The organism is Glutamicibacter ardleyensis (assembly GCF_014644555.1).
In the GTDB taxonomy this organism is placed as follows: Bacteria; Actinomycetota; Actinomycetes; order Actinomycetales; family Micrococcaceae; genus Glutamicibacter; species Glutamicibacter bergerei.
The window spans coordinates 203,344-218,445 of record NZ_BMKX01000006.1 but is presented as its reverse complement, the minus strand read 5'-3'; the positions used below and the strand labels follow the sequence as shown (position 1 = coordinate 218,445).

The 15,102-nt window shown below is 56.1% G+C and carries 14 protein-coding genes; 6 read left to right on the top strand and 8 right to left on the bottom strand.

Annotated elements, in window-relative coordinates:
* Positions 1–121 precede the first annotated feature (121 nt).
* The gene (locus IEX04_RS12765) at positions 122–859 is read left to right on the top strand and encodes a lipoate--protein ligase family protein (RefSeq protein ID WP_229677134.1); all 738 of its coding nucleotides are present in this window, start codon (positions 122–124) and stop codon (positions 857–859) included.
* 88 nt (positions 860–947) lie between these two features.
* Here IEX04_RS12765 and IEX04_RS12760 read toward each other — a convergent pair whose 3' ends face one another.
* The gene (locus tag IEX04_RS12760; protein ID WP_188686094.1) at positions 948–1,226 is read right to left on the bottom strand and encodes a mycoredoxin; all 279 of its coding nucleotides are present in this window, start codon (positions 1,224–1,226) and stop codon (positions 948–950) included.
* 147 nt (positions 1,227–1,373) lie between these two features.
* On the opposite strand from IEX04_RS12760, the gene IEX04_RS12755 reads away from it, so the two are divergent.
* Positions 1,374–2,102: an SOS response-associated peptidase gene (locus IEX04_RS12755; RefSeq protein ID WP_188686092.1), complete on the top strand. Its 729-nt coding sequence runs from the start codon at positions 1,374–1,376 to the stop codon at positions 2,100–2,102.
* Here IEX04_RS12755 and IEX04_RS12750 read toward each other — a convergent pair.
* The 5 genes from IEX04_RS12750 to IEX04_RS12730 all read right to left on the bottom strand — a co-directional run bounded on the left by IEX04_RS12750 (position 2,099) and on the right by IEX04_RS12730 (position 6,015).
* A complete protein-coding gene (locus tag IEX04_RS12750) occupies positions 2,099–2,638 on the bottom strand; it encodes a hypothetical protein (RefSeq protein WP_188686090.1) in 540 nt (179 codons plus the stop codon). The genes IEX04_RS12755 and IEX04_RS12750 overlap by 4 nt on opposite strands.
* Positions 2,639–2,743: 105 nt before the next feature.
* Entirely contained in the window at positions 2,744–3,373 is a 630-nt protein-coding gene (locus tag IEX04_RS12745) for an MBL fold metallo-hydrolase (RefSeq protein ID WP_170947948.1), read from the bottom strand.
* On the bottom strand, positions 3,373–4,458 hold the full coding sequence (locus IEX04_RS12740; RefSeq protein WP_096257813.1) for an S-(hydroxymethyl)mycothiol dehydrogenase: 1,086 nt from the start codon (positions 4,456–4,458) through the stop codon (positions 3,373–3,375). The genes IEX04_RS12745 and IEX04_RS12740 overlap by 1 nt, the downstream gene beginning before the upstream one ends.
* Positions 4,459–5,303: 845 nt before the next feature.
* The gene (locus tag IEX04_RS12735; protein WP_188686088.1) at positions 5,304–5,771 is read right to left on the bottom strand and encodes a hypothetical protein; all 468 of its coding nucleotides are present in this window, start codon (positions 5,769–5,771) and stop codon (positions 5,304–5,306) included.
* 25 nt (positions 5,772–5,796) lie between these two features.
* A complete protein-coding gene (locus IEX04_RS12730; RefSeq protein ID WP_229677133.1) occupies positions 5,797–6,015 on the bottom strand; it encodes a type II toxin-antitoxin system HicA family toxin in 219 nt (72 codons plus the stop codon).
* Between the two features lie 366 nt (positions 6,016–6,381).
* Between IEX04_RS12730 and IEX04_RS12725 the strand changes: the two genes are divergently transcribed.
* Both IEX04_RS12725 and IEX04_RS12720 read left to right on the top strand, forming a co-directional pair.
* Positions 6,382–6,696: a DUF6504 family protein gene (locus IEX04_RS12725; RefSeq protein ID WP_188686087.1), complete on the top strand. Its 315-nt coding sequence runs from the start codon at positions 6,382–6,384 to the stop codon at positions 6,694–6,696.
* Positions 6,697–6,767: 71 nt separating this feature from the next.
* Positions 6,768–10,211: a DNA polymerase III subunit alpha gene (locus IEX04_RS12720; RefSeq protein ID WP_188686085.1), complete on the top strand. Its 3,444-nt coding sequence runs from the start codon at positions 6,768–6,770 to the stop codon at positions 10,209–10,211.
* On the opposite strand, the gene IEX04_RS12715 is transcribed toward IEX04_RS12720, so the two are convergent.
* Positions 10,212–10,652, bottom strand: coding sequence for a VOC family protein (locus tag IEX04_RS12715; protein WP_096257809.1), 441 nt, complete (start codon positions 10,650–10,652; stop codon positions 10,212–10,214).
* A gap of 205 nt (positions 10,653–10,857) precedes the next feature.
* Complete coding sequence (locus tag IEX04_RS12705) at positions 10,858–12,252, bottom strand: MFS transporter (RefSeq protein ID WP_188686084.1); 1,395 nt, start codon at positions 12,250–12,252, stop codon at positions 10,858–10,860.
* A gap of 80 nt (positions 12,253–12,332) precedes the next feature.
* On the opposite strand from IEX04_RS12705, the gene IEX04_RS12700 reads away from it, so the two are divergent.
* Both IEX04_RS12700 and thrS read left to right on the top strand, forming a co-directional pair.
* Positions 12,333–12,968 carry a winged helix-turn-helix domain-containing protein gene (locus IEX04_RS12700; RefSeq protein WP_096257807.1) on the top strand — a complete coding sequence of 212 codons (636 nt, stop codon included), beginning with the start codon at positions 12,333–12,335 and terminating at the stop codon, positions 12,966–12,968.
* A gap of 120 nt (positions 12,969–13,088) precedes the next feature.
* On the top strand, positions 13,089–15,101 hold the full coding sequence (thrS, locus tag IEX04_RS12695; protein WP_188686082.1) for a threonine--tRNA ligase: 2,013 nt from the start codon (positions 13,089–13,091) through the stop codon (positions 15,099–15,101).
* Position 15,102 lies beyond the last annotated feature (1 nt).

Genomic DNA, 15,102 nt, shown 5'->3' with positions numbered 1-15,102 from the left:
AGATTATTATCACGCAGAACCTCGGCTAACTCGAATCCTATCCCTCACCTCATGGCTGCCATAGGCCGAGCCAAGGCGCGGTGGGCCGGTGTGCACGAGCGAACTGAATTAGACTCTGAACATGACCCTTTGGAATCCCGAATCGAGCGAGCCGCTGTCCTACCAGTTTGAGGAAGCCAGCGGGGATCCCGAAGCTGACTTGGAACGTGGTGTGCAGTTACTGCGAGAAGTTCAGGCCGGGACCAGGGGTCCATTGTTACGTTTTTATCGACCCGATCCAACGCTGGCTTTTGGCCAGCGCGATATCCGCCTGCCTGGCTTTGAACGTGCCGCCCAAGCGGCCCAGTCTGCCGGATTCGCGCCGCTGGTACGCAAGGCAGGAGGGCGTGCGGCCGCTTACCATCGCGGTACGTTGATCGTGGATCATATCGAACCGCACTCCGAAGCGATTATCGGGCAGCAGCAACGCTTTAAAGTATTCGCAGATCTTTACGCCCGAGCTTTTCGAAAGCTGCACGTTGATGCCCATGTGGGACCGATTGATGGCGAGTACTGCCCGGGGGACTACTCGGTACACGGGGTTCCGGCAGCGGATTCGAAGGCAGTCTCTGCGGTAAAACTTATCGGTACCGCCCAACGGGTGATCTCTGGTGCGTGGCTGTTCAGCAGCGTGTTTGTCATCGAAGACTCCGACCCGCTGCGTTCGGTACTTGACGCGGTCTACCGTGCGATGGAAATCCCTATGGATCCAGCTACCGTCGGCGCCGCGGATGATCTGGTCTCCGGGGTTACCGTGGAGGGTTTCGTTCAGGCATTGCTCGCGGTCTACCGCGAGCACACGCAGCTGCTGGAGGCCTAGCGGCTGCGCTAGGATCTACGCAAAGAAGCCTGGTCCCGATGGGTCGGTACCAGGCTTCAAAAGTTACCAGCAGTCGTCGGTGAGAAGATTAGGCGCCTACGCGCTGAACAACTTCTTCGATTCGCGGGTTAGTAGCCGCGGTGCCATCCGGGAAAATCAGCGTCGGCACGGTCTGGTTTCCGCCATTGACGGACTCCACGATCTCAGCGGTGCCCTCAACCTCTTCGATATTCACCTCGGTGTACGCCACGCCCTTCTGATCCATCAGACGCTTGAGGTTACGGCAGTAACCGCACCAGCTAGTGGTGAACATGGTGACCCCGCCAGCAGCAGGAACATACTTTTCAAGATTTAATTCGTTGCTCATACTTCATGTAACCATGTGAGCTTGCTGTTTGTTCCGTTTTTCCCGGTTCGAACCAAGTGATTTTTCCCGTTTAACAAAGCAGCGCGCCAACATTTGTCACGCGGACTACACTGGTGCCCAATGGCAAGGCCGACAGGGAGACAAAACATGTGTGGACGTTATGTGATGGCCAAGGCCATCGGTGATTTGGTCGCGGAGGCTGAAGCCGAAGCGGATGACAATCTGCAACTGCGCCACTCATGGAATATTGCGCCCACCACCGATGTGCCGATTGTGCTCGAAAGGCTCATCGATGATCAGCTGCACCGCGAAATCCACGTAGCGCGGTGGGGCCTAGTGCCTGGATGGGCTAAAGAACTCTCGGTGGGTGTACGCGCCTTCAACGCACGCAGTGAAACCGCTGCCAGCAAACCAACTTTTCGTGCGGCCGTCAAAAAGCGCAGGGCCGCCGTGCCCATGCAGGGATACTACGAGTGGAAGAAGGAAGGCAGCAAAAAACGGCCGTTTTTCGTTCACCGTGAAGACGGCAAGCTCATGTTCTTCGCCGGGCTCTACGAATGGTGGAAAGACGAGAACGGCGACTGGATCTTATCGACCTCGATCCTCACCATGGAGTCGCCCTCCGCCGAAGAACCCGGTGTTTTAGGTGAACTTGCCGGACTGCACGACAGACTACCGATCCCGTTGGATAAGGCAATGATGTCCCGCTGGCTGAACCCGGATGAAGAGGATGGCGAAGGACTGATCGAAGAAGTCCGCGCTCAAGCCTATGACGTGGCGTCCACCTGGACCATGTATGAGGTCGACTCGGCCGTGGGTAACGTGCGAAATAATTCAGCTGAACTCATCGAAGAGCACACTAACGCGCTCTTCTAAGCCAGGCGCTCGCCGGTTCGGTCACGCCGGCCCCAAGCTAGGCCGCCAGCAACACCCAACCCAAGAAAACCAAGTCCCAAAGCGATCTTTCCAAAAATTGGGACTGCGCTCGCCGATAATTCTCCTCGAAGCTCAGCATTGCTCAACGGTGCGTAAGCAAACCAGCCGAACTCCTTGACCTGGTAACTATCCCACCACAGCAGGCCAACTCCGAGAAGCAATAACAGCATGCCGAGCCCGATGATCAACGCAGGGGAAATCTGCCGAATTTGTGCTCGGTTGGAGTAGCTGAAACCGGCGGCTACACCGCACGCTGCGATTCCGAGCCCGATCATCAGTTGGCCCAGGATCATGGCGAGGCTGGGTCCGAAATAGAACGTGTCCTCACGTAGTGAGACGTAAGAGCCAGTGTAAAGCGTGACCATTTGCCTGCTATCCCACCACACCAGCATGATGCCTGCGAGCAATAATAAAATTCCGAAGCTAAAAGCACTGCGCGGTATTCTTCGCGAAGGCTGGCTAATACGTTCTGACATGGGAACTATCTTGCCACGTATTTATCAGATGAGGGTGAGAAGGAGGAAAAAACTGCCGGTCAACTCTCAAAGAGTTAACCGGCAGTTAGAAGAGCAACAGCGGGGTTAGTGCCCGCGCTTGATCCATTCATCTAAATTAGGTGCCTCGGCACCAATAGTGGTCGCATCGCCGTGACCGGTGTGCACCACTGTCGCTTCTGGCAAGACCAGTAACTTGGTACGAATCGACTCGACGATCGTCTCGAAGCTCGAGTAGCTGCGCCCGGTGGCACCTGGGCCACCATTGAACAGCGTATCGCCACTGAACAGCACGCCGAGGTCCGGAGCATAGAAGCAGGTCGAACCTGGAGAGTGCCCTGGGGTGTGGATTGCGGTCAGGGTAGTGTCACCGATGGTGAAGGTGTCGCCTTCCTGAATTTCTGCATCGACCTTGCGCTCGGGGTAGATGGCGTCCCAGAGCATTAAATCGTCAGGGTTCAGGTACAACGGTGCTTCGACCTCGTCAGAGAACTCTGCAGCCGCGCGAATGTGGTCATCATGCCCGTGGGTGAGCAGCACTGCCATCACTTCGCGGTCACCGACGACCTCAAGGATCTTTGCCACATCGTGGGCCGGGTCGATAACCATAACCTCGGAATCATCACCGATGACCCAGACGTTATTATCAACATCCCAAGTGCCACCGTCTAGGGAGAAAGTCCCCGAGGTGACGACGTTTTCAATCTTCACAGTCATTAGAGCTCCACTACTGATCGCAGTACGGTGCCTTCATGCATCTTGTCGAAGGCTGCTTCAATTTCGTCCAGTTTGATGCGCTCGGTGACAAACGCATCCAAGTCCAGGTTTCCCTGCTTGTACTGCTCAACGAGCATTGGGAAGTCGCGGCTTGGCAGGCAATCGCCGTACCACGAAGACTTCAGCGAACCGCCATGTCCGAAAACATCCAGCAACGGCAGTTCCAGCTTCATTTCTGGAGTTGGCACACCTACTAGAACTACGCGACCTGCAAGGTCGCGTGCGTAGAAGGCCTGTTTGTAGGTTTCCGGGCGGCCTACCGCGTCAATGACGACGTCCGCGCCGAAGCCACCGGTCAGCTCCTTGATGGCTTCCACCGGATCGCCCTTCGAAGAATCAATGGTGTGGGTAGCGCCCAGCTGCTTGGCGGTTTCCAGCTTTTCCGGGTTCAGATCCACTGCAATGATGGTGGTTGCGCCGGCCAGCTTGGCGCCGGCGATTGCTGCCACACCCACACCGCCGCAGCCGATAACTGCTACGGATTCGCCACGCTTGACTTCACCGGTGTTGATTGCCGCGCCGATGCCTGCCATGACACCACAGCCGAGTAGGCCTACTGCCGCGGCATCTGCTTCCTCGTCCACCTTGGTGCACTGTCCGGCGGCCACGAGGGTCTTCTCCGCGAAGGAACCAATGCCCAGCGCGGGGGAGAGCTCGGTGCCGTCTTCCAGAGTCATCTTCTGGGTGGCGTTAGCGGTATTGAAGCAGTACTGGGCCTGGCCCTTCGCACAGGCGCGGCACTGGCCACACACTGCACGCCAGTTCAGGATCACTCGGTCGCCGACGGCTACGTTGGTTACGTTCTCGCCGATCTGGCTGACTACCGCGGTGGACTCGTGGCCCAACAGGTATGGGTAGTCGTTGCCGATGCCGCCGAGCTTGTAGTGAAGATCGGTGTGGCAAACGCCAGCGGTCAGTACATCGACGATGACTTCTCCCGGACCTGGATCCGGGACGATAATGTTCACGACCTCTACCGGTGCGTCTTTGGCACGGGAAATAACGGCTTTGACCTTATGCGGCATTGATCTACTCCTGAGTTTATTTGTACGTATGTCTCGATGCTATCGGTGTGTTCCAAGCTAATCGAGTATTAGAGACACCGTGACGTAAGAATTTTCGCGCAGAGCCAATTTGGGGGTGTGCTTGGTAGCTCTTCTTGAGGTCGAACCTGACGGTTTAGATGTTCTGCTAAAGAGGAGGGCACCGACGCCCAGGGCTTTTAAGAGATTTGACTCTACGCACGCTAATCCCTGACCTCTTATAAAATTAGGGACGCAGAGGAGACGTCGTGGTTCTGCGGCGGTATAGCAGCACTTGGCCGCTCACCTCTTATTTTTCGGGCCATGCCAGGGCCCGTCTAGGTCCTGAGTTCGCCCACCCCTTTATGAGGATGGACGGTTTTCTGTGTTAAACCCAATCTGCATTGAATTCGATGAACGTCATTGTTATCTCTGCCTGAGTGCTACTAAAACACAGCGAAGTTACAGAATTGAATCAGAGCCGACCCGTGGGTACCCGAGGCATCCGCCGATGATTGCCACTATTAGTCCGAAGATGGCGAGGCCTGCTAAGGCTGTGTTTTCGCGTTCATCTAAAACTCAAATTTTGTGATGCGCGATGCATGGCGGCGGTTGGTTCATGGTCCGGGATGCTTCATGCTGTTTCGGAGGTTGATGAAATGGAGCGTTAAACCACACAGCGAACCCGGTTACATCCCTTATGGACGCTGTAAATTCGCGGAGGAAGTAGCTGAGGGGTTGGTGTCTATCCATCGATCGGCAGGTTGATGGTGTCCTCATTGACACTGTAGGCGGCATAGAACAGCGTAAGGAAAGGTCGTCTCCCTTTATGCCGTTCCTATAGCTGGTTAGTTCGCAAGGACGAAGTCTGCTCGCTTCGACTCAGCAACAGTAAGTACATGGAAGTTTCCTTCGCCCTCCACTGGAGCGGTGGCTGGGGCGTCCTTCTGGGAGATCTGGGTGACACGTCCTGCGCTGATCTGTAGGAGTTTTGCGACTTCGCGGACTGATAACCCGGTGCGATTGCGCAACTCGTTTACAGCATCGAAGCTGGCTTTGGAGGCGGCTGCTAGTTGCTTCTGGGCTTCGCGCATTTGAGACACTGCCTCTTTGACGGTGTTGGCGATTTCATCGTCTAGGACGACTTTGACTTCGACTTCCACGGTTTCGGGCTTGATTTCGAGTACGTCTACGACCAGTGAGCGGGCCATATTTTCGATTTCGGTAAGGCGTTTGGCTTGGGTCATGAATCCAACCTCTGGGACCTCGATGGCCCACCAACCCTCGGACTGGGTTGCAATGGCGGTAATTTTCATTTGGTGACCTCTGGGGTTTCTTCTTCTAATTTTTTTTGGTGTGGCTAGCTACGGCTTCTTCAGCGGTCTTGAGGATACCCTTTGCCGTGAGTTCATTTATCTCGCGGTGGCGGGGAACGACGATTTTTTTGCCGCCTAGCTCGTAGATGGTGTGGTTGCCACCTTCGCGCTTCAACTCAAACGACAGGTCGACTTCTTTGGCCATCTTGCGAACCCTTTTTACCAGGTCTGCCTGTTTCATCATAATACTAGTTTATAGCCCTAAACGCAATCAGTATATACCCCTAAACAGTTTTGAGTACTAGATAAAGTTTGCGTGTGAGTACTGCTTATTTCTGTAGTCGCAGGCGCAAATGCGTACTGCAGATTTTTAGCGGGATCCAAGCCGACACATTGGGTATCACCTGTTGACTCTCATGCCTTTTACGTATTACGCCCCGCTTGCCGAATTTGCGAAATTTTGGTTCGAGGTTGACCGGCAGTGCGTCAAATGGCGTTAGTCTGTGCCATCATCGCCGTCTACCTAAACTGTCCGTCGGCCTGACTAGCGTAACTGTTGTTCGAATACGTATTCGAATATAATGGTTTTAGCGGGACGAAGGAGCTACACATGGGCATGTTTACCGAATCGGTTCAGGTTTCCTGTTCTCCGAGTGGGGTGCCATTGCGGATTTCTTGGGATGGGTGCGACTACCGGCTGGTTGCCGAGCCTCAGCGCTGGTTCGAGCGCCGCAAGTGGTGGGATGAAAACCTGCGCATTCCTCGTGGAATTGGCGCCGGACTGGTGGATTATGAAATCTGGCGGCTTGAAATCACACCCGCCACGAGCCGTGGGCCGATGCGGAGCGTAGATGTTAGTTTTGATCCGCAATCGACTCGCTGGCGCCTGATTCGCGTTAATCAAGAGATGCCCATTGGCGCCTGAGTAGTACTAAATGCTTAACTTTCGAAACTTTGTTCTAATAGTATTCCACGTAGTTTCGAAGGACCCCGACCATGAGCTTTACCCACCTAAACGTCACCTCCTCCTATAGTGCACACTATGGGGTCTCTAGCCCCTCACAGCTAGCGGCGACTGCTCGTGCGCAAGGAGCAGATGCGTTAGCGCTCACCGACCGTGATGGGTTGTTCGGCGCGGTGAAGCATGTCGGAGCATGCCTGGCCGAAGGGATCCGGCCAATCCTCGGAGTCAACCTAGCGGTACTTGATGATGCGGGAAAACCTAACGGTCGCATCATCCTGTTAGCTCGCGGAAATGCACAAGGTCACGGGTATGCGGCCCTGTGCCGCGCGGTATCTGCTGCCCACCAAAATCCGCGCGGAATCATCGGACTGAGTCGAACAGAGTTAGCAACGCGACTTGCCGGTGGCCAGCTCATGCTATTAGTCGGTGCCGAATCCGATGTCTCGCGAGCCATCGAACGGCACAAATATAGCCACGCTAGAAACTTGCTGGCAGGCTGGAAAAAGCTTGCAGGATCTGCCCTACGCGCTGAAATCACTACCCACCTTTCCGAGCCGGGTAAACGTTACAGCCTAGGCTTCGCCAGCAAATTACTGCGCTTTGCCGCGGAGCTGAACATTACTCCGGTGCTGAGCAACGCAGTACGTTACGCCGATCCCGATGGGGCAGTCACCGCGGACATCTTGGATTCTGCGCGGGTGCTACACAGTTTGAAGGCATTAGACGAGCTGCAGCCTACGGGGCAAGGCTGGCTCAAACCTTCGGCTCAAATGCACCAACTAGCCCAAGACCTCTCCCGAGTGACCTCACGCTCTTGGTCACGCAAACTCCTACACAACACCGAACAGCTCGCCAATTGGGCGGCCTTGGACGCACACGCCGACTTGGGCTGGAAACAACCGGTTATCCCCGAAGCTAAGGTTATTGGCCTATACCGCCCAGCCCAGCAAGAGCTGACCGAAAGAGTCTTCTCCGCCGTTCCACGACTGCTACCAGATGCCAATCACAGTGCCGTTGAAAAACAGCTCGCACTAGAACTTGGTGTCATCGACAGGCTGGGCTTCGCCGGTTACTTCCTGACCGTCGCACAAACCGTGAAGCTGATTACCGATATGGGGGTGCGCGTCGCCGCCCGTGGCTCAGGGGCCTCCTCGCTGGTGAACTTCCTGCTAGGCATCAGCCAGGTCAACCCGCTACAACACGACCTGGTCTTCGAACGCTTCCTCTCCGATACGCGAACCACCTTGCCCGACATTGACATTGACGTGGAATCAGCACGCCGTCACGAGATTTACCACAAGATCTTCGACACCTACGGCTTAGAACGAGTGAGCCTGATGAGCATGCAAAATGCTTATCGTGCACGTGGGGCAGTCCGTGACGCCGGAGCAGCGCTCGGAATTGAACAGGAACAGGTAGATGAGATTGCCAAACAACTCTGGCGTTTCTCCGCCTCATCCTTCCGCGAAGCTTTAGAGCAGAAACCAGAACTCGCACCCTTAGCCAAACGCATTACCCAAGACGGGCAGTTAGACGTACTCATTGACGCTACCGAGCGCCTAGACCGGTTGCCCCGGCACATTTCTATGCACCCGTGTGGGGTGATCCTCTCCGACGCGAGCCTGCTGGACCGCACTCCGGTTCAGCCTTCCGGCATGGGATTGCAGATGAGCCAGTACGACAAACACGACATGGATGTCATGGGGCTCATCAAGCTCGACGTGCTGGGGGTACGCATGCAATCGGCGATCGCCTACACGCTAGAGGAAATCAAGCGCCTGCACCCTACCGCTCAAGGCGTTGCACGAGCCGGCGGACACCAGAACACGAAATACATCGAAGAAGACGGACATATCGATTTTTCCAAGGTGCCGCTAGACGATGCGATCACCTATGAGCTGATCCGCTCCACCCACACCCTGGGCTGCTTCCAAATCGAATCTCCAGGACAACGCGAACTGGTCGGCAAACTCGCACCACGCGAATTTAACGACCTTATTATTGACATCTCACTCTTCCGCCCAGGACCCATGCAATCCAATATGGTCAAGCCCTACCTAGAGCACCGCCACGGCTTCGCCCCCGAACAATATCTGCACCCAGACCTGAAACCTGCGCTCGCCGAAACCCACGGGGTTACCGTCTTCCACGAGCAGGTACTACGCATGCTCAACGTGATGACAGGCTGCAGCCTTGGCATGGCAGACGTATACCGCCGCCACCTAGGAAACCCAGAGAAAGAAGCAGCCCTTGCCAGCTTCTTCCGTACCAGCGCGACCGCTCGCGGTTATAGCCAAGAAACTATCGACAGGGTCTGGGAAGTGCTCTCCGGCTTCGGCTCCTTCGGCTTCTGCAAAGCCCACGGGGCAGCCTTTGCCGTACCCACCTATCATTCGGCCTGGCTCAAAGCCCATCACCCGGAAGCATTCCTTGCAGGCATCTGGGAGCATGACCCGGGAATGTATCCCAAGCGCTTACTGGTCTCCGAAGCCAGGCGCATGAACATTCCTATCCTTGGCTTAGACATCAACCGCTCCACGGGTCACTACCGAGTAGAACGCGTATTCGAATCAGCTGTACGCCCAGCGCCGGTGATTCCACGCGCCGCCGGAACTATTCGCCCCGGCCAATACGGCATCCGCCTCGCTTTCCGCGACATTCACCAGCTGAGCGAACGCGAAGTTAACCGTCTAGTCGCCGGACAGCCCTATGAATCCCTCGCGGATGTCCGCCAACGCGCTGGCCTGTCCAGACGCAGCTACCAAAACCTCGCGGCCCTAGGAGTCTTCGACTCACTGCTGACCGGAACCTCTAGAGCAGACACCATCGCCCATACCCAATCTATGGCGCATACCCACTTGCCAGCCAAATACCGCCCCGGTCCTGGACAACTCGCCCTACCCCTAGGAGAGATCGAACCGATCAAGGTCACCGGAGCACAGCTAAGCACCGAAGAAGTAGTACGCACAGAACTAGACCTACTGCACCTAGACGTTAGCGAACACCTGATCACCTCATACCGTCAACGGCTGGCACATCTACCCATCACCCAAGCGGCCGAACTGCTCCACCTACGCAACGGCACCGAGGTCCTTGTCGCGGGGGTACGTATTGCTACACAAACCCCGCCCATGCGCGGAGGTAAACGTGTCGTGTTCATTTCACTAGATGACGGCAGCGGCTGCATCGACGCCACCTTCTTTGACGACACCCAGCAACGCACCGGGCCGCTACTGTTCTCCACCCGCATGTTGCTCATTCACGGGGTAACCCGACGCACCGGACCACGCGGTATCTCGTTACAAGCGCTACATGCTTGGGACCTGCACCAACCAGAGACGCTGCCGACCGCCGGATACCTGGACGACACAAACCGACCACAACCCACCTATAGACCCAAACTTGGCCAAGCAGTCAGCGTCGCAGACCTCGCCAAGCGCATGAACGCCGAAGGACTAGATCAGCGTGGAGCCTAGCTACACCGAGGAGACTCGACCATCGGCTTCAATCACAAACGTCGGGTTATGCACAAAATCCCAACGAAACCCGTCAGGATCAGCCACACACGCACTCATCCCGCCCCAGGACTGCCTCGTCGGTTCATTGACCGAACTAGCACCGGCATCCAGCGCTCGCCGGTAGTAGATTTCAACTTCCTCATCGCTTCGCACATTGTGTCCGAGCGAGATCGGGGGATCGAGCCTCGAATGGCCAACTTCGCCATATTCACTGGGCATCTGGGCTACATCCCAGAGTGCGAGCATCAGCCCGTGTCCAGCGCGGACAAAAGCGATCTCGGGATGTGCCGGTTGCACCAGCTCGAATCCGATGCCCTCGGTATAGAACTTGAGCGAAACGCCGACATCACGCACGCCGAGGGTGATTGCGTTCAATGCTGGTGGGGCTGGCTTACTCATGGCTCTAGCGTAGAAGTCCCTGAGCGGGAAAGCTACAGGTAAATCCATTGCCCGTTGTTCAGCGTAGAGCGTTGGGTTTCGATGGTTCTGCGACTGCCTTCAGCGCTATTGAAAGTGGAACGGAAATAGCGAGCTTTACTGCTGAAAACTTGGCGTAATAGCAAAGGTTTGTTTAGCGACGGGCGGCTCTGTTCTGGTGTCGATTTCATTTCTGGTTCTCCTTATTAACTTGGTCAACTAACGCGCTGGACTCTGAGTCTCGGGAGGTTTTTGAATCGGAAATTTCACTCTTGGCGGGTTCTTCAAGCCAATGATCGGGATGCGGAATGCCGCGAACCTGCGGTGATAGCCAAGCTGACAGCATGGCCAATACGACCAATGATCCAAAGAACATCAGCGTCGGGCCCATGCCGAACCATTCCAGCCCGAAGCCGGTGGCTAATGGTGCCAATGGCATGGCCGCCAACGCCATAAACGTGATCAGTGAGTTGGCCCGGCCAGCCATTTCCTGCGGGACGATAGCCATGAAGTAGCCGCCGATAGCCGCGTTAAGCGCAGGGACGCTAAGGAAACTGATCAAAAGCATGACACCCATCCAGAGCAGGTGCGTGTTCAAACCGATGAGAATCATTGCGCCGCCCAGCACGCTCAGGCAAATGCAGGCCAGTAGGCCGGTGCGGAATTTATCGATCAGTGACGTTGCCACCAGTGAACCGATCAGCATTCCTGCGCCCATGAATGTTGAAACCAATCCAATGACCCAGGCATCTTCTCCGCGCTGCTGCAATCCGTAAATCAAGGTTGTCATCAATCCGCTAACTCCAATGTTGACGGCCATGATCAAGAGCAGCAGTGCGCGTAGTCGTGGTCGCGAAAAACACCAACGCATGCCGGCAAGAATTCCATGGTCCACCGTCTGGCCTGCACTGGAAGGATCCTCGCGGCGTTTCTGGGTGGTTTCTTCGGCCGCACGCAAGGGTTTGCGTAATGCAAAACCGGTAAATGAGGCAACAAGATTCAAGATGCTTACCACCAGCAGGGCAACCCCGCCACCCAAGCCAAGTAATAATCCGCCCAAGGGAGCGGAGCCGAGCATCAGCACGGAATCACGGCCTTGGTTCGCAGCGAGCGCTCGCCCCAACTGCTTCGGATGAACGATGTCTTTCAGGGCAGCATTTGTTGTGGAGCCAAAATATCCTCCGCGCAGTTCCATCAAGATATGTGCGACGCAAAGAACTGTGGCGGAAAGTGAACCCGTATTGCTACCCAGTGCTAAAGCTGCGGTGAAGAGTGCTCCGCAAAGCCCGCCGATGAGCATCATTCGAGCTCTGTCGGATCGATCGGCCATGGCGCCACCTGCCAAGGTGACACCAGCTCGGGCGGCTAATCCTAAGGCTGCCAAGGTCCCGGCCAGGACTGGAGAATTGGTCGTTGCCAGCAAAATGAGGGGGAGGACGAACCCGTAGATACCGCCGGCGAGCAACGCCGAGGAATCTGCCAGCCACCAAATCCGGTAGTTGCGTTGGGCGTGAAGCGCCGGCAACTGCGTGACTGAATTGGTGCCGGAGGCTGGCGAGCCTTTGGGCTGGGTGGTGTTCATGAGAACAACTGTAAACCCGCAACTAAAATTGCGCAATAGAATTTGCGCAATTAAAACTGTGGGATTGTTATGCTGAGCTTATGACCCAAGCGAAGCCACAAGTCACATTCACCTCGCCGATGCTCAAAGCTATAGCTAATCCGTTGCGTAGGCAGATTTTTGATGCACTCGGGGCCATGGGAACGGGTCGTGCAGCTGATCTGGGGGAGTTGCTGGGGATTGCACCTAATAAGGTGAGTTTCCACCTGCGTGAGCTTGCCAAGGCAGAGTTGATTGAAGAAGCTCCCGAATTGGCCCGCGACAAACGTGACCGGGTCTGGAAACCTACGGCCGGCGGATTCACTACTGGAGAACCCAGTGAGCGTGCTGGGGATGAATCGCCCAGTGCCATTAATGCCTATCTGGCTCAGGCCGTCCACGAGGAGCAACTGCGACTCTCGGCGATGCTTGCGCATGCTCAGTACTGGTACGCGAAGGGTGAAGACCCTAATAACTTAGCTTCGCTGAGCACCAGTAATTTACTGCTCACCGATGATGAGCAAGCGGAGTTACTACGCCGTTTCGCGCAGGTCGTCCCGGAATTCAGGGAGGATCAAAAGAACGGAAAAATCGAATCTTCACAACCGGCCTCCGAGCGGAAGCTGTGGCATTACGCCGGATTACTCTCAGCCGAAGAGCTGTTGAATTTGCCACACCCGGGCGATGAATCTTCGTAAAACCAGTAGTAGACAACGACTTGCACGCCTCGCTGAACTAAACTGGACTCTGGCTGGCTGTGGCCAAGGTATGCCACAAGCTATGAAGCCATCACAGATTGAAAGGCAGAACCCGATCTTATGAGCGAGCAGCGCACTCTCACCATCGACGGCGAGCAGGTCCAGGTCGACGCGGGAACCACCGGTTTGCAGTTTTACGCCAAGGATAAAGACGTGGTTGTTATGCACGTCGACGGCGTACTTCGCGACTTGGCCCGTGAACTTGAAGAAGGCACCACCGTCACCCGTGTAACCATCAGCGATCCGGAAGGTCTGGAGGTGCTGCGCCACTCAACAGCCCACGTGATGGCTCAGGCTGTGCAACAGTTACGCCCGGATTCTAAGCTTGGAATCGGCCCATACATCACCGACGGTTTCTACTTCGACTTCGATGTTGAAGAACCGTTCACTCCGGAAGACCTCAAGCAGCTGGAAAAGATGATGCAGAAAATCATCAACCAGAATCAGCTCTTTGCCCGTCGCGAAGTAACCCCAGATGAGGCCAAGGCCGAAATGGCCGACGAGCCATACAAATGTGAGCTACTAGCCAAGGCTGACTCCGATGACACCTCAGGCGAGGGAGTCAATGTTGAGGTCGCCGCCGGCGAAACCACCATCTATGACAACGTTGATCGCAAGAGTGGCGACACCGTCTGGAAGGACCTGTGCCGCGGCCCGCACCTGCCAAACACCAAGCTGATCAAGAACGCCTTCGCGTTGACCCGTTCGGCCGCCGCCTACTGGTTGGGCAGTGAGAAGAACAAGCAGCTGCAGCGTATCTACGGCACCGCATGGCCAACCAAAGAAGACCTCAAGGCCTACCAGGAGCGTTTGGCCGAGGCTGAGCGTCGCGACCACCGCAAGCTCGGTGCCGAACTTGACCTCTTCTCCTTCCCGGACGAGTTGGGCTCCGGTCTGCCTGTGTTCCACCCTAAGGGCGGCATCATCAAGCGTGAGATGGAAGACTACGTGCGCGACCGTCACGTCGAAGAGGGCTTCCAGTATGTAGGTACCCCGCACATCTCCAAGGACGGGCTCTTCCACACTTCAGGTCACCTGCCGTACTACGCGGACACCATGTTCCCGGCGCTACACATCGATGAAGAGCGCGACGAAGACGGCAACATCACCAAGCAGGGCCAGGAATACCGGCTGAAGGCAATGAACTGCCCGATGCACAACCTGATCTTCCGCGGTCGTGGGCGCTCTTACCGCGAACTGCCATTGCGCCTCTTCGAATTCGGTCACGTATACCGCTATGAGAAGTCCGGCGTGGTTCACGGTCTGACTCGTGTACGCGGGTTCGCCCAGGATGACTCACACTCCTACGTCACCAAGGAACAGGCACCAGCCGAAGTTGAGCACCTGCTGAACTTCATGCTTTCCCTGCTCAAGGACTTCGGTATGGATGACTTCTACTTGGAGCTGTCTACTCGCGATGAGTCTGACAAGTTCATCGGTTCGAACGAACAGTGGGACGAGGCCACCGCGGTACTCGAGCGCGTAGCTACTGAATCCGGTGTTGAGCTTGTCGCCGATCCGGGTGGCGCAGCCTTCTATGGCCCGAAGATCTCCGTTCAGGCCAAGGATGCTATCGGCCGTACCTGGCAGATGGGCACCGTGCAGTACGACTTCAACCAGCCTGCCCGCTTCGGTCTGGAGTACCAGGCAGCCGACGGAACCCGTCAGGAGCCGGTGATGATTCACGCGGCCAAATTCGGTTCCATCGAACGCTTCTTGGGCGTGCTTACTGAGCACTATGCCGGCGCTTTCCCAGCGTGGTTGTCCCCAGTTCAGGTTCGTGCAATTCCAGTGGCCGAGGCCTTCAACGATTACCTCGCCGAGGTCGTCGCGAAGCTCAAGGCACAGGGCGTACGCGTAGAACTAGATGACTCCTCGGACCGTTTCCCGAAGAAGATCCGCAACGCGTCCAAGGATAAGATCCCGTTCACCCTCATCGCCGGTGGTGAAGATGCCGACGCAAATGCGGTCTCCTTCCGCTTCCGCGATGGTAGCCAGGAAAATCAGGTTCCGGTTGACGACGCGGTAGCCCGCATCGTTGAAGCTATCAAGAGCCGCAACAACAACAACTAGG

Bases quoted from the DNA above. Each gene is read 5' to 3' on its own strand.
- IEX04_RS12765 (WP_229677134.1), top strand. From the start codon at position 122: ATGACCCTTTGGAATCCCGAATCGAGCGAGCCGCTGTCCTACCAGTTT.
- IEX04_RS12760 (WP_188686094.1), bottom strand. From the start codon at position 1,226: ATGAGCAACGAATTAAATCTTGAAAAGTATGTTCCTGCTGCTGGCGGG.
- IEX04_RS12755 (WP_188686092.1), top strand. From the start codon at position 1,374: ATGTGTGGACGTTATGTGATGGCCAAGGCCATCGGTGATTTGGTCGCG.
- IEX04_RS12750 (WP_188686090.1), bottom strand. From the start codon at position 2,638: ATGTCAGAACGTATTAGCCAGCCTTCGCGAAGAATACCGCGCAGTGCT.
- IEX04_RS12745 (WP_170947948.1), bottom strand. From the start codon at position 3,373: ATGACTGTGAAGATTGAAAACGTCGTCACCTCGGGGACTTTCTCCCTA.
- IEX04_RS12740 (WP_096257813.1), bottom strand. From the start codon at position 4,458: ATGCCGCATAAGGTCAAAGCCGTTATTTCCCGTGCCAAAGACGCACCG.
- IEX04_RS12735 (WP_188686088.1), bottom strand. From the start codon at position 5,771: ATGAAAATTACCGCCATTGCAACCCAGTCCGAGGGTTGGTGGGCCATC.
- IEX04_RS12730 (WP_229677133.1), bottom strand. From the start codon at position 6,015: ATGATGAAACAGGCAGACCTGGTAAAAAGGGTTCGCAAGATGGCCAAA.
- IEX04_RS12725 (WP_188686087.1), top strand. From the start codon at position 6,382: ATGGGCATGTTTACCGAATCGGTTCAGGTTTCCTGTTCTCCGAGTGGG.
- IEX04_RS12720 (WP_188686085.1), top strand. From the start codon at position 6,768: ATGAGCTTTACCCACCTAAACGTCACCTCCTCCTATAGTGCACACTAT.
- IEX04_RS12715 (WP_096257809.1), bottom strand. From the start codon at position 10,652: ATGAGTAAGCCAGCCCCACCAGCATTGAACGCAATCACCCTCGGCGTG.
- IEX04_RS12705 (WP_188686084.1), bottom strand. From the start codon at position 12,252: ATGAACACCACCCAGCCCAAAGGCTCGCCAGCCTCCGGCACCAATTCA.
- IEX04_RS12700 (WP_096257807.1), top strand. From the start codon at position 12,333: ATGACCCAAGCGAAGCCACAAGTCACATTCACCTCGCCGATGCTCAAA.
- thrS (WP_188686082.1), top strand. From the start codon at position 13,089: ATGAGCGAGCAGCGCACTCTCACCATCGACGGCGAGCAGGTCCAGGTC.